Annotated in this window: 3 protein-coding genes and 6 pseudogenes; 2 read left to right on the plus strand and 7 right to left on the minus strand. The window is 72.2% G+C overall.

The features are described 5' to 3' along the window. Positions 1–1,016: 1,016 nt before the first annotated feature. From ABD794_RS18905 to nsdA, 5 genes and pseudogenes are all read right to left on the minus strand, one after another. Positions 1,017–2,678 (minus strand): annotated as a pseudogene (locus ABD794_RS18905) (hypothetical protein); the annotation flags it as partial. A gap of 1,019 nt (positions 2,679–3,697) precedes the next feature. Then, complete coding sequence (locus ABD794_RS12090) at positions 3,698–3,871, minus strand: hypothetical protein (RefSeq protein ID WP_344963044.1); 174 nt, start codon at positions 3,869–3,871, stop codon at positions 3,698–3,700. Positions 3,872–4,235: 364 nt separating this feature from the next. Beyond that, positions 4,236–4,406 (minus strand): hypothetical protein, encoded by a 171-nt coding sequence (locus ABD794_RS12095; RefSeq protein WP_344963046.1) that lies wholly within the window; start codon positions 4,404–4,406, stop codon positions 4,236–4,238. Between the two features lie 1,754 nt (positions 4,407–6,160). Further along, positions 6,161–7,291 (minus strand): annotated as a pseudogene (locus ABD794_RS12100) (ammonium transporter); the annotation flags it as partial. 322 nt (positions 7,292–7,613) lie between these two features. Then, a pseudogene (nsdA, locus tag ABD794_RS12105) lies at positions 7,614–9,025 on the minus strand (transcriptional repressor NsdA). 550 nt (positions 9,026–9,575) lie between these two features. Between nsdA and ABD794_RS12110 the strand changes: the two are divergent. Next, a pseudogene (locus tag ABD794_RS12110) lies at positions 9,576–10,248 on the plus strand (bifunctional DNA primase/polymerase). A gap of 84 nt (positions 10,249–10,332) precedes the next feature. Here ABD794_RS12110 and ftsY read toward each other — a convergent pair. Next, positions 10,333–11,575 (minus strand): annotated as a pseudogene (gene ftsY / locus ABD794_RS12115) (signal recognition particle-docking protein FtsY). A 257-nt stretch (positions 11,576–11,832) separates the two neighbouring features. Here ftsY and ABD794_RS12120 point away from each other — a divergent pair. Beyond that, positions 11,833–13,316 (plus strand): annotated as a pseudogene (locus ABD794_RS12120) (purine-cytosine permease family protein). Between the two features lie 805 nt (positions 13,317–14,121). Here the strand turns inward: ABD794_RS12120 and ABD794_RS12125 are convergent. Then, the coding region (locus ABD794_RS12125) for an MFS transporter (RefSeq protein ID WP_344963048.1) at positions 14,122–14,363 on the minus strand (242 nt) is incomplete at its 5' end.

Raw genomic sequence — 14,363 nt, forward strand, 5'->3', positions numbered from 1 at the left:
GCAACGGCCGTCCCCGTCGCCGTCCCGGTCGCGGGCCCGCGACTGGGCGGAAATCCAGGAACGCATGCTCGTTTCTTCCGCTGTACAAGAAGCGCGTCTACGAGCGAGCTGGAAGTCGACGCGCCAAGCCCGGCTACGCGTAGAGCTGGGCTGCGGCTACCGAGCGAGCCTGGGATACGCTGCTGAGGGTCGGCCCGTCCGGGGCGCCCAGCGTCACGCGTGCGTACGACACCCAGACGAGCGCGCGGGCTCGACCATCAGCCCTCCGCAGAGTCGGCTGGCGCCCACCCGGCAAAAACTAGCGCCGACGGCCCGCCTCGTACACGCGAGGACGTCGCGACCCGCGTACGGCACCGCCGTTCACCTGGTCAGCCGGACCGCCTCCATTCGACCCCGCTCTTACTGGGTCTGCGGATGCGGCCCGCGCGCGTGCCATGGCGGCCGCCCTCGCCCGGGCCGCGCCCGGGCGCTCCGGCGCGGCGCGCCCGTCGTCCTGTGGCCGGACTGAGGTCTCGCCGGCGCGCTGCGCGGCCTCCGGCGCCCTGACGGGTCGCGGCCGCGTAGGCTCGCCGATCCCATGTCCACCGCGGCCCACTGCGACCCCAACAGGCCGGGACGACCTGGAGGACCTGACAGCCGCGGCTGGCGGCCTGCTGGCCGGATCGGCTCGGGCCGGGTGGCCTGCCCGTGACGGCTACGCCGATCCTTACGCAGCGCGGTACCGCGCCTGCTGTCCGACACGGGCGATTCGACGCGCGGCGGCGCGCACCACACGACGCGGCGATGCAGGTGTCTGCAAGGACCTCCGAGCCGGGGTTGGGCCACACCCTAGTAGCTGTGCGCGGGGAGACGAACGGTGTGGATGCGCGAATGTGATTTCCGCTCATCTCATCGCCCGGGTGTGGCTGAGGTGAGTTGGGCGCGGGAGCATCGATACGCGAGCACTGAAGCAAGCCTCCGCGCGGCACGGTGCGCCGGGGCTTTCTTTCCATAGAACCATCACCATAGAACTGGTTCTTGAATTCGTCGGGAGTTCGACACTTCGTTCGCGTCATGCGCCGCGAGGGCAGGCCCAGCGGGTTGGCCGCGGCCTCTTCGCGGCGGGTCGGCGGCCGCCGCCTCCTCCGCTTGCGCTCATCTATCGGGTTGGCGCTCTGCCGCTTGCCGCTTGCCTGCGTCTGCTGCTTCTTCTTCTTGCCCGCGCCGCCGCCATGCCGGCAGGCCCGGCATTCCTCGCATGCCGCCGCCCTGGGCCAGGTGCGCAGACATCGATCTTGCGCGCGTCGAAGACCGCTCGACCACTGCTTGCCGGCGCTGACGTCCTGCGCCGACCCTTGGCGATACGGGCCCGGCGCGAGCCGTTGATGAGTCGGCGGGTCCTGGCGCTCTGGCCGGGGTCCATCGACTTGATGATCGCGGCGGTGGCGGCCGACGTCGTCGCTCGTCGAGGTGTGTTGATACTGGTCCTCTGATCTGCCCCATGCCCGGCAGTACGATATCCCGAGCAGCTTGCGTGATGTGAGCCCATCTTCCGGACTTTGTTAGGCTGTCTCCATCTGGGCCAGGAAGTCGTCGAGCGTGAACTCCTTGGGTGCCTTCGCAGCGTGTGTGCCGCCGATCTTTATTTTTTCTCGCCGCTCGCCTGCTGAAGGTCTGCTCGGCCTTCTCGATCATGGTGATGCGCATGTCGCCGCATCGTCGAGGACGTGGCGGACGCCATGCGGTCTCGGGTGGAACGCGTCGAAGTCGTCCAGCTTCTCGCCGTTGGAGCGAACATGATCTGCTTGCCGGTGACGTGCGTGCGCATGGACAGCGCCGCACGCGCCCGTGTCGTCGCCGTCGAGTCTTGGAGAGCACCACTGTCGCGTCGAAGCCGACGCACGTCGCGGAAGGCCTCGGCGGTGTTGACCAGCGTCCTGACGCGATCATGGCGTCGACTGACGAACAGCGTCTCGTCCGGGTGACGACGCCTTGAGGTCCGCGCCTGCTGCCTCAGCTCGTGTCGATGCCGAGGACGGCCGGCGGTGTCCACGATTGACGATGTCGTGGACCTTGGACTTGCGTAGCTCGATCGAGTCCTGGGCGACTGGACTCGGTCCGCCCACGCCGTTGCCCGGCGTGGGGCGGCGCGTAGACCGTCGACGCGCGCGCGCGCTCGAGCGAGCGACGCTCAGCTGTGTGACGGCGTTGGGGCGCTGAGGTCATCCAGCGACGCGGCAGCGGCTGCTGCCCCTGCTTCTTCAAGCGGCAGAGACCGAGCTTGAACTTGCGCGCGAGGGTCGTCTTGCCGCGCACCCTGGGGAGACCGCGAGCATGATCACAAGCGTCGCGGTCTTGGCGAAGCTGTGATGGCGGCGGGTCTCGCCGCGAGATGCCTGACGAGTTCGTCGTTGACGATCTTGACGACCTGCTGGGACCGGTGAGGGCCTTGGAGTACCTCCTCGCCGCCCGCCCTCTGCCTTGACGCTGCTTGATGAACGCGCGCGAGCGACCGCGCGACAGGGCGACGTCGCCGCCTACGAGCAGGGCGATGACGGATCGTCGCATGGCGGTGGCGTCGATGCCGCCTCGCGACAGGCCGCTCCCTTGTCCGCGCAGGGTTTGAACGTCGCACTCAGGCGTCGGTGAGAGTATCGACACGCGCGCTCGTCGTCCTCGAGGTCGGGGCGGTGGGACATCGCCCTCCAGGCTATCCGCACCCGGATGAGGAAGCCCCTGTCCCGCCCTTTCAGCCGTTTCCCGCAGGGGCTGCGCCCTGCACTCACCGGCCACGGCGCGCGGCGCGCGCACCGGGACGCGCGGGGCGTCCCCGGCCCCAGCTCCCCACTGGGCTCCGCCCTCTGACCCCTCTGCCCGCCCGCCCCTGCACCCCGCTCCGGGGCCCGCTCACTGGACCGGCGAAGCGCCCTGCGGGCTCCCGCCCGTAGGGGGTACCCCCAGTCCTCCAGCGCCGGACGGGCTGATTCGGCCCGTCCGCGCTGTGAGGACCTGTCTTGGGCGGACGCGCGGTGCGGGGTGGTTCCCGGGCGGGGCGCCCGAACGGGTCCTGTGGCGGGTCGCAGCCCCGTGACGCAGCCCCCCGGTGGGGCGACGCAGCCCCCGGTGGGGCGCAGCCCCGGTGGGCGCGCAGCGTGGGCGCACCGCCCCGGTTGGGCGCAGCCCCCGGTGGGGCGCAGGTTGGCGCAGCCCGCCGCCGCGCGCAGCGCCGCTTCAGGGGCCCAGGGGACGTAAGCCCCGGCCAAGCGGCGGCGCAGTTGCGTTGCGGTCCGAGGGGGCGGCAGCCGGGCGGGGGCCCAGGAGGCGGAGGCCCCCGGTCACTGCGCGAAGCCGCGTTACGGGCCCGGGGCCTGCCCCGAAGAAAGGTGAAGGTGCGGGACGCGGGGCAAAATAACGCCCCTCACCCCAGCACCCGCTCCACCACCTCGCCACAGGCCGCACCAAATCCCGCATAACACCCAACCCTCCCTCTACACCCGTCACATAGACCGCATCGACCACACTGCCCCCCAGCGTCGACACATGCGCACGTCCGCACCCACACCCCGCCCCCTCCAGGCCCGCGCGATCCGGGCAGTGCAGACATCAGGGCGTTCCTTCCGCCCGGACCTCCAGCACCTCGCGGAGCGCGAACCGCCCTCCGCCCCCACCCGAACGGTCACCGAGGGCGGGGGCCCGACGCCCCGCGCGGCGGCCGCGGTCAGCGGCCTGCGCGCTCCGCAGCGCCCGCCGACGTCCAGCGACCCGTCCAGCGCCCGGCGAAGATGTCGCTTCCGCAGCCGGCGCCTCCGGGCAGTTGCGCCCGTACTCCGTGCGCGACCCGCCAGCGCAGCAGCAGGACCCGCCTCCCGGCCCGTACGTCGCCGCCCGCCACCGCCTATCCGGGGCAGCGTCCAGAACCCGCTGCCGCGGCCGCAGCACCCGGCTGGTCCGGCACCGCCAGCAGCACTCCGCGCCCCTCGTCGCGGGGGAACAGCCGGCACCACCGGGCCACCCGCGTCACACGCCCGGCCGCCAGCGCCGCTGCCTCCCCCGTCACCGGCGCTGGGAGGAACCGGCGGACGGCCTGTTTCCGCGACGCGGCTCACCCGCGACACCGCCCCCGCCCGCCGTGCAACCAGCTCCGCGTGACGGAGCGACGCACCGCCAGGCGCTCCAGCCGCCGGGCCGGGGCCAGCGCGTCGGCCTCGGTCGGGCCTGGAGCAGCTCCGAGGGTCCCGCGTCCGCGACCGCGTCCGTCACCGCCGGCCGTCGCCGGGTCGTCGTAGGCGCGCCTCGTCGGCGGTGATAAGAAAAAAAGACGAGCAGCAGGTGTGTGGCGGACGAAGGCGCGGCAGGACCGCCGCGTCCTCGGCGCCGAAGCCCGGTATGCCGCCGGGCCACGTCCCGGGCGATGGCGACTCGCCCATCTGTCGCAGTTGTCGCCGTCGCCCCCCTTGCCGATGTCGTGCAGCAACGCGGCGACCAGCTAGCAGATCTGGGCCGTGGCCACGCGGCGCGTGCGGACGCCGCGGGCCCGGCACGCAGGTCCTCGACAGGTAGCCGGTCGGACTGTCCCATCTTTGGACGGCGTATGCGCTGGCGGCCGGTGGCGGGAGCCCGCTCCTCACTCCGGCAGGAGCCGGTGGAGACGACGCCTCGGGGGTGGGGGTGGAAGTGGGCTGGGGAAAGGGGGGGAACTCCAGCGCCTCCCAGCGGCGACGGTGTGCTCGCCGGCACCGATCAGCGTGACGAACTGCTCGCGCCCTCAGGCGGGCCACTGCACGGTCAGCGGCCCGCCGGCCGCGCGCCGCCGCACGGTTGTGGGGGCAGCGGCAGCCTCGCCCGCGCGTCCGCGGCCGCGCGCGCAGGGGCAGACGGGGTCGCGTCGGGCCGCGCGGTCCCTGGCCGAGGACCGCCTCGCCGTCCTGCTTCGACGACGCCTCGGCGAGCGGCAGGCGCTCGGGCTCGACGAACCCCGCCGCGCCTCCCGCGCCCGCCGCGACCCGCGGCGCACCGCGCCGCCCGAGCGGGAGCGCGCAGCACCACGGCACCCTCGCGCCAGTCACGTCGCCCGCTTACGAGACGGTGGCGGCGGCCCGTTAGACGCGGCGGGGCAGCAGGCGTCGGCGTCGGGGAGGCCGAGGGACGGCGGCGACCTGGTCCTGGTCCTGGCAGCGTCAGGCGGTCGGTGGCGCGTTCCGGTGGCCCGTGGAGGGTGGGGACGGCGGGTTCGAGGAGCAGGGGTCGGGCCTCCTCCCGAGGCCCTGGCGGGGGGGCGTCGGCGATGCCCCAAACAGGTAGGCGGCGACGGCGCGCAGGGGCGCGTGCGGCGTCCCGTCGTGGTGCGCGGCCGAGGAGGGCAGCCTGTGAGCCACTCGTCGGTGAGCTGGCGGCCCCTGTTGGCGCAGGCCGTGGGGTCCCGGGTGCCCGCGGGCGCCTCCCCGGTGAGGAGGCGGAGCCGGGCCTGCGTCGTATCGCTGCCGGGGTCTCTGTCTCCGGCTCTGGTGGTCGCATGGCTCGGTTACGTCACTCGGCTCCCCGATCAGGGTGGTTCACAGGGCGTCCGGTGGCCGCGTTCGCCGGTGCGGTTACGGCTGGACGAACGGTCTCGACGGTGACGCCCAGACCTAATGCCGTCGCCGATCTTTCCGTGTGTTGGGGGGCGGCGTCGTGTGAACGATACGTCAGACGACGTCGGGGCGTCCTGGGTGGCCTAGAGGGGCGGTGGGGGGGGGGGGGGGGGGAAAGAAACCTTTCTCGTATGCGGACTGGGGAGCGGTGGTCGATGTCGGTTTACTCGGCTCCCGCGGTAGACCTCGGTGTGGAGCCGCGCTGGCCCGGTCCCGTGTCCCTGGACCTCGGTGATGGGTCATGCCGCTGGATTGCCGACCGCTGGAGGCTTCCTGTATGTCGTCGACGCGTGCGGCTTGACCGACGGCGGTGAACGAGCTTCATGCGTCCCACCTTCTCGTGGTGCGGGGTGGCTTCCTGTTCTTCTTGCGGGGTCCGGTCCGTCTGTCGCGTCCGAGGTGCCGCCGACGGCTGCTGTGGTCGTAGGCCGGTCCGTGCGTGGAAGGATCCCGGTCGAGCCGCGTGGCGACCTCTTTCTTCCTCAGGCGTGCGCGGAAGCCGACGTCGCAGGTCCGACGAGCTTGGCGTAGTGCATCCCACGGGAGGGTGAAGAGTATGCGAGGACGGCGAAGGCGCCGGCGGCCTGGCGCGAGCTGGCGGCGCCGAGCGACGCCATTTCCGTGGGCGAGGAGCCTACGCAGGAGGGTGCTGAGTAAGTGCCGCCGAGAGGTGGAGCGCCGACACGTCGCAGTGGGAATCGTTCGTACCCGAGGCGGAACTTGAGGCCTCGTGACCCGCCCAGGAGTTTCAGACGGCTCTTGGATCGGTGTTTGCGACACGCCGATGGAGGAGCGGCGCCCGTGATATTGGGAGGGAGGAGGGAGAGGGCGTTCACGCACCGTTCGACGGCGCCGAGGGGTGATGGCGAGAGGCCGTCGACGGCCCGGAGCGGCGCCGAGGGTGTTGAACGGGCCCCGTGCCGCACGCGCGTCGTAGGCGAGCCAGCCGAGGCATGGCGGCGCCGGTGGCGACCTGGGTGTTGGAGGGCCAATGTTCGCGGCGGTGACTGCCGTTGGCGGCGAGCGCGGAGCGCGCGTTGAAGCCGAACCACACCGAACCCAGAGCAGCCCGCGCCGGCATCACCAGCGGGAGGCTGTGGGGGCGCATGGGGTCCTTGCGGAGGCCGATGCGCTTGCCGACGACGAGGAGGGCGGCGAGCGCCCCCGACGCGGCGTTTGATGTGGACGGCCGTCCCCCGGCGAAGTCGAATCACCTTGAGCTTGAAGAGCCAGCCGTCGGGCTGCCAGACCCAGTGGGCGACCGGGAAGTAGACGACGGTCACCCAGAGGGTCGATGAACAGGCACCAGGCGCTGACTTCACCCGGTCCGCGAGGGCGCCGCTCATCAGGGCGAGGACCGCGAACATCAGCTGGAAGAGGACGAACGCGAAGACCGGGATGCCCTCCTTGCCGCCGGTGAGGGTGTCGGGCCGGATGCCCTTGAGCCCGATGTGGTCCAGGTTGCCCAGGAGGCCGCCGCCGATGTCGTCCCCGAAGGCCAGCGAGTAGCCGAAGAGGACCCAGAGCACGGTGACGATGCCGAGCGAGACGAAGGACATCATCAGCATGTTCAGAGCGCTCTTGACCCGGACCATGCCGCCGTAGAAGAAGGCCAGGCCCGGAGTCATCAGCATCACGAGCGCGGCGCTGATCAGGACGAACGCGGTGTCCGCTGCATTCACGACCGTGTCTCCTCGCGGGTGGGGCCCATGCCCCCGTGCGCGAGGGGTCCGTGGCGGGCCGGTGTGGCCACGAGGCTGACGCAGCACGGTTTCGGCCAGGACAGACCGCTGTTTCGGGCCGGTGACGAAGGCGGCCGCCGTGTTACGGCACGGTGAACGGCGCTTGCCCGGCGTCCCGTCCGCCCCGGGCCCCCTTCCGTTGGGAAACACGGGGACCGGCCGCGGCGACCGCCCGGTGTGACCGGCGTGTGGGAAGCCGAGTCGGGTCCGTACGGGAGGGTCGCCGCGGCCGGGGTCGGAGGGCCGGGAGGAGCCCGGCGGGTCACACCGCGTGGGCGGCCTCGGTTTCCGGCAGGTGGAGGGCGAGTTGCTCGGTCAGGTCGCGCACCTCGGTGACGCCGGCGAAGTCGCGCAGGGCGGTGCCGGCGGTCTTGCGGAGGGCGGTTGTTGACCCGCTCGGAGCGGACCTGCTTGGCGATGCGGAGGGCCTTGCCCAGATGGGCCGTGGACTCCTCGGGCTCGCGCTCCATCAGATCCACGGTGGCCAGGCCGATGAGGTTGAGGGCGTACGAGCGCTGGTGCTCGCCGTCCTCCTCGAAGAGGGTGACGGCCCGCTCCATCTTGGGGCGGGAGAGCGAGGCGTACGTGGGGCTGCGGCCCGCGACGTAGGCGAGGTCGCGGAAGGAGTGGGCGTTCTCCGCGTTGAGCTCGGCCTCGGAGAAGAAGCTGATCCAGTCGGGGTCGCCGTCGCGGGCGGTGCAGTCGGAGAAGCAGTCCTCGGCCATGCCCACGGCCCGTTTGCACTTGGCGGGCTGGCCCATGCTCGCGTACGCGCGGCCCTCCATCGCATACAACATGGCCTGGGTGCGGGGCGTGGCCGTCTCCCGCGATCCGTACTGCCCGAGGTGGATCAGCTCCAACGCGTCCTCGGGGCGGCCGAGATGGATCATCTGGCGGCTCATGCTGGAGAGGATGTACGAGCCGAGGGGCCGGTCGCCCGCCTCCTTGGCGGCGTGCAGCGCCAGCACGAAGTACTTCTGGGCGGTGGGGTGCAGGCCGATGTCGTAGCTCATCCAGCCCGCCAGCTCGGCCAGTTCGGCGGCGACCTTGAACAGCCGCTTGGACGTCTCGTCGGGCTGGGGCTCCTGGAGCAGGTCGGTGACCTCGTGGAGCTGGCCGACCACGGCCTTGCGGCGCAGGCCGCCGCCGCACTGGGCGTCCCAGGCGCGGAACATCCGGGTGGTGGACTCCAGGAGGTCGAGCTCGGGCTTGGACAGCCGGGCGCGGCGGGCGCCGAGGGCGTCGGCCACCGGCCCTCCGGTGACGGACGGGGTGGGCACCAGCCAGCGCTGCATCGGCTCGATGAGTGGGCGGGACCGGCGCGAGAGCGCGAGCGAGGTGCCGAGGAAGCCCCGGCGGGCCAGCATCAGGTCGCTGCGGGAGAACTCGCTTGATCAGCTCGACGGTCTGGGGGGCGGCCCAGGGCAGGTCGACGCCCGAGACGGACGGCGACTGGTGGGCGGCGCGCAGGCCGACGTCCTCCACGCCGACGACGCAGCCGAACCGTTCGGAGAAGAGCTCGGAGAGGATCTTGGGGATGGGCTCGCGGGGCTGCTCGCCGTCGAGCCAGCGGCGCACCCGGGAGGTGTCGGTGCTGATGTGGTGGGCGCCCAGCTGCCGGGCGCGGCGGTTCACCTGGCGCGCCAGCTCGCCCTTGGACCATCCGCTGCGCAGGAACCAGGAGTTGAGCTGCTCATTGGGGCGCTTCTCCGGTTTGTCGCCGCCGGCCGCCCGGCCCCGGCCGAACCGCCGGCACCGCCGGTGCCGCTGACGCTGCCGTCCACTGGAACGCCCCCATCCCGACCGTTTGCCGCCGCGCTTCCCGTGCGCGGAGCCATCTGTTGCGAACCGCCGGCGCCCCGCGCCGGTCACGTGGCCGCGGCGCGGGCCCGGAAGGAGAGGGCCGCCGCTCGCGGTTCACACACCGAAAGTAATCCTACGATCACGGCCGAAGCGAGTGCAGTCCAGCAATCGCCACCATTCGCCACCCCAAGGAATGAACTCCCGGCCCTCCCGACACGATTGACTTGACATGGGCACCGGGTACCGGCGGACGGGGCCGCGGAAAAGAGGCGTGACGGTTGCGCGAAATGGCGTGGCCGCAGCAGGTCGCACCACCTTCCGCACACCGTCACGCCGTTGTGAAGCAGGTCGTCCGCGACCGTAAGTGTCCGGGAAAACTCCGACCCGTAACCAACCGCGAACAGGACCCGTTGGAGGGGGCATGGGCTTCACAATCGGCGGCATCCGGGATCTGCGTTCGGGCTCTCGGCGCCGGGGCCGCGCGTCCGAATCCGTGACCACCATCGCGGAATACACCGGACTGTGGGGCTGGGACGTGACGCCCGGCGCCCACGCCGTGCGCGGGGGCCAGCGGTTCGCCTGCTCGTGCGGCACCGCCGACTGCCCCTCCCCCGGCGCCCATCCGCTCCCGCCTCGCCTCCTCGGTCCCGGCGGGAGCCACGCTGGACGAGGCCACGACGGCCTGGTCGCGGGTGCCGGGCGCGGCCGTACTGCTGCCCGTGGGGCGCTCGTTCGACGTCCTGGAGGTCGCCGAGGCGGCCGGCCGGCACGCGCTGGCCCGGCTGGAGCGGATGGCCTGCCGCTCGGCCCCGGTGACCCTCACCCCGCACGGCCGCGCCCAGTTCTTCGTCGCCCCGGGCGCCGCCGCCGAACTCCCCCGGCTGCTCTACCGGATGGGCTGGGACGACGCCCGCCTCGACCTGCACGGCCTGGGCCTCGGCGACCACATCACCGCGCCGCCCTCGGACTTCGCCGGCCTCGGCCCGGTGCGCTGGCTGCGCGCGCCGGCCCTCGACACGGCGTACCGGCCGCCGGAGGCCCGGCTGCTGCTCGGCACCCTCGCGTACGTCTGCCACCGCTCGGGCACCGTCTGACCCGTACGTCCCCCGGGTAGACGAGCGGGCCCTGCCGCAACCCCACCTGCGACAGGACCCGTTGACGTTTCCGGGAGCGTGCGCTCAGTCCCCGATCAGCGCGTCGACGAACGCCTCCGGCTCGAACGGCGCGAGGTCGTCCGCCCCCTCGCCCAGGCCCACCAGCTTCACGGGCACGCCCAGTTCGCGCTGGACGGCCACGATAATGCCGCCCTTGGCGGTGCCGTCGAGCTTGGTGAGGACGACACCGGTGATGTTGACGACCTCGGCGAAGACGCGGGCCTGCACCAGGCCGTTCTGCCCGGTGGTGGCGTCCAGCACCAGCAGCACCTCGTCCACCGAGCCGTGCTTCTCCACGACGCGCTTGACCTTGCCCAGCTCGTCCATGAGCCCGGTCTTGGGTGTGCAGCCGGCCGGCGGTGTCGGACGAGGACGACGTCCGCGCCCTCGGCGATGCCCTCCTTGACGGCGTCGAACGCGACGGAGGCCGGGTCGCCGCCCTCGGGGCCGCGGACGGTGCGGGCGCCCACGCGCTCGCCCCAGGTCTGCAGCTGGTCGGCGGCGGCGGCGCGGAAGGTGTCCGCCGCGCCGAGGACGACGGACTTGCCGTCGGCGACCAGGACGCGGGCGAGCTTGCCGGTGGTGGTGGTCTTGCCGGTGCCGTTGACGCCGACGACCATCACGACGCCGGGCTTCTCCGAGCCGTCGGGGCCGACGCCGGGCTCGGTGTGGACGCTGCGGTCGGTGTCGGTGCCGATCAGCGCGAGCAGCTCCTCGCGGAGCAGGCCGCGCAGCTCGTCGGGGGTCCGGGTGCCGAGCACCTTCACGCGCTCGCGCAGCCGCTCGACCAGCTCCTGCGTGGGCGCGACGCCCGACGTCGGCCGTCAGCAGGGTGTCCTCGATCTCCTCCCAGGTGTCCTCGTCGAGGTGCTCGCGGGAGAGCAGCGTCAGCAGCCCCTTGCCCAGCGAGTTCTGCGAACGCGACAGCCGGGCCCGGAGCCGGACCAGCCGGGACCCGCGGTGGGCTCGGGCACCTCGATCTCGGGCGCGGCCGGAGCCTCGGGGGCCTCCGGCTCGACGGCGGGCTCCTCCGCGGCCGGTGCCTCGGCCTGGCGGCAGCTCCACCTCCTCGACGGTGCGGCGCTTCTCATTCGGTCGGGGCCTCGGCCTCCTCGCCGACGTGGGGCTCGGCGGGCGGCGCGGTGACGGACGGGCTGCTCGGCGGCGCCGGGGGCAGCTGCTTCTTCTTGCGGCTGCTCACCACGAGCCCGCTGATCGCGCCGAGCGCGACCACAGCGATGACTACGGCAAGGATGACGATTTCCATACGCCCCCAGTATCGGACACCGCGGCGGCCGGGGGCGGCGATGCGCCGGGGTACGGGGAAGTGGGCCGCATTTGTGCGTTGCCACAAGGACTTATGGCACTACCGGCCAAAGTTAGATCAAAGTACGATGGCCGAGGCTCACGCCACGCGCGTAGAGTCCCAACGTCCCATTCTGTTCCAGGCCCCGCCCTGCAACACCCCGCTCGGAGCCCCCGATATGGCCCCCACCATGGGACAACGCTGCCGAAGGCGCCAACGTGTCCAGCGTCGATGCCGCCGCGAGCGCCATCGAGACCCGCGGCATCGAACCCGTGCCGGACAACGAACGGCACGGCCGGGTCCGGGAGCTCTTCCCGACCTGGGTCGCCGCCAACATCAGCGTGCTGCTGCTCACCATGGGCGCGGCGCTGATCGTCTTCAACTCCCTGAACTTCTGGCAGGTCCTGATCGTCGCGGTCGGCCGCGGCGTGGTGGTGTCCTTCGGCCTGGTGGGCGTTCTGTCGGTCCTCCGGCAAGTGGGCGGAGTCGCCGGGCGCGATGCTCTCCCGCGCGACGTTCAGGTGTCCGCGGCAACCTCTTCCCGGGCTCGATCCTGTGGGTCGCCCGCTTCGGCTGGGAGACCATCAACGCGGTCACCGGCGCCTACGCGGTGCTGACCGTCCTCGACCTGGTCTTCGGCATCGGCAGCAACACGGCGCTCATCGTCGTCACGCTGTTCGCCTTCGTCGCCTGCACGTTCCTGGTGAGCGGCATGGGCCGCAAGGCGCTGAACGTCTGCAACAAGTGTCCCGTACCTCTTCGGCATCTTCAGCGTCCTGGTGCTCGGCTACCTGATCGTCCACATCGACTGGAGCGACGTCTTCTCCCGCCCCGCGGGCTCGACGGCCATGCTGATCGCCGGCATCGGCACCATCGCCGCGGGCGGCATCAGCTGGGTGCCCACCGGTCCGGACTTCGCGCGGTACCTGCCGCACGCCGCCTCCGGCAAGAAGATCGTCGGCGTGACGGTCTCCGGTCGCGGGCATCGTCATGGTCCCGATGGTCCTCATGGGCGCGGTCATGGCCGTCTCCACCCCGGACCTCGCCAAGGCGCAGGACCCGGTCTCCTTCCTCGGCGACCTGCTGCCGACCTGGCTGGCCGTGCCGTACCTGATCACCGCCATCGTGGGCATGCTGCTGATCAACAGCCTCTCGATGTACTCGGCCGGCTTCACCGCCCAGACCATGGGCGTCAAGCTGCCGCGTGCCGCGGCGGTCAGCATCAACGCGATGATCTCGCTGGTCGGCGGTCTGATGCTGATGCTGGTGGCGAAGAGCTTCCTCAGCTCCTTCATCACCTTCCTGATCCTGCTGGCGGTCTCCTTCTCCGCCTGGATCGGCGTCTACTCGGTGGACATGTTCCGCCGCCGGACCCGCGCCGTGCGCTACGACGCAGAGGCCCTTGATGGACACCGGCCGCACCAGCCGCTACTGGTACGTGGGCGGCTTCTGCTGGCAGGCGATGACGGCCTGGACCGTGGCCCTGCTCGCGGGCCTGTGCTTCACCGACTGCGCCTGGTTCTCGGGCCCGCTGTCGTCGACCTTCGTCGGCAAGTACGGCCTGGGCTGGGCGGCGACGATCGTCATCTCGGCCGCCGTGATGGCCGTCCTGCCGACGCCGCGCGAGAACGCGCCGACGCCGGCGAAGGCGTCGGGCGCGGAGCGGGAGCGCGAGGACGAGAAGGTGGCGGCGGCGTCGTAACGGACCTCGCCGCCGGGTGGGAGCCCCTCGTGTCGTGGATGCACGGCGCGGGGGGCTTTTGCGTGCCTTCGTGTCCTCGGGGAGTGGGCGCGGCGGCTTCTGCCCGTACGCCGGGGGAGTTGCCCCTGCCCCGCCCTTTCTCCGTTTCCGCAGGGGCTGCGCCCCCTTCGCAACCCGCGGGCCGCGCTGCCGCGCGACGGACAGGGGCTCCGTCCCCGTGCGCCGCGCGATGGTGCGGGGCTTCGCCCCGGGCCCCGCAACGCGGCTGCGCCACGTTCGTCCTCAAGCGCCGGACGGGCTGAAGCGCTCACCCTTGAATCCGGGCCGGGCAACCCGCCCCGCCCCCAGGGATCCGAGGACGCCTCCCGAAGGGCGCTCCAGGGAAGCGGAGCCCCCGCCCGGACCCCAGGGCCACCCCTGCCCGGAAGCGCGGGGTGAAGCCCCGTAACGCAGGCGGTGAAGCCCCGCCCTCACAGCGCGGAGCGCTCCCCTGCCCGGGCCAAGACGCTCCGACCGAGGGGCGAAGCCCCACGTCCCCCGGCACACACCGGGCACCGGGCACCGGCAAGAGCGGCACCGGGGCCGAGCCCCGCTCCACCCGCGCGGAGCGCGAGCCCGGGGCGCAGGGGGCGGAGCCCCTGTCCGTCGCGCGGCGCGCGGCCCGCCCGCAGGTTGCGAAGGGGCGCAGCCCCTGCGGAAACGGAGAAAGGGCGGGGCGGGCCTCCCCCGGTCCACCGGACAACGCAAAAGGCCACCCCGGCCGAAGCCGGAGCAGCCTTCCGCGGAAGATGGGCGGCGGGGGGTGTCAGCCCATCTCCTCCAACGCCTTGCCCTTGGTCTCCTTGACGTACTTGAGCACGAAGGGGATCGAGAGCACGGCGAAGACCGTGTAGATGATGTACGTGCCCGACAGGTTCCATTCGGCCAGGCTCGGGAAGCTCGCCGTGATCGCCCAGTTCGCGACCCACTGGGCCGACGCCGCGACGCCCAGCGCCGCCGCACGGATCCGGTTGGGGAACATCTCGCCGAGGAAGACCCAGACGACGA

The sequence above is a fragment of the Streptomyces thioluteus genome, assembly GCF_039535865.1.

Coding starts and splice junctions, on each gene's coding strand:
- ABD794_RS12095 (WP_344963046.1), bottom strand. CDS start 4,406: ATGGGCGAGTCGCCATCGCCCGGGACGTGGCCCGGCGGCATACCGGGC.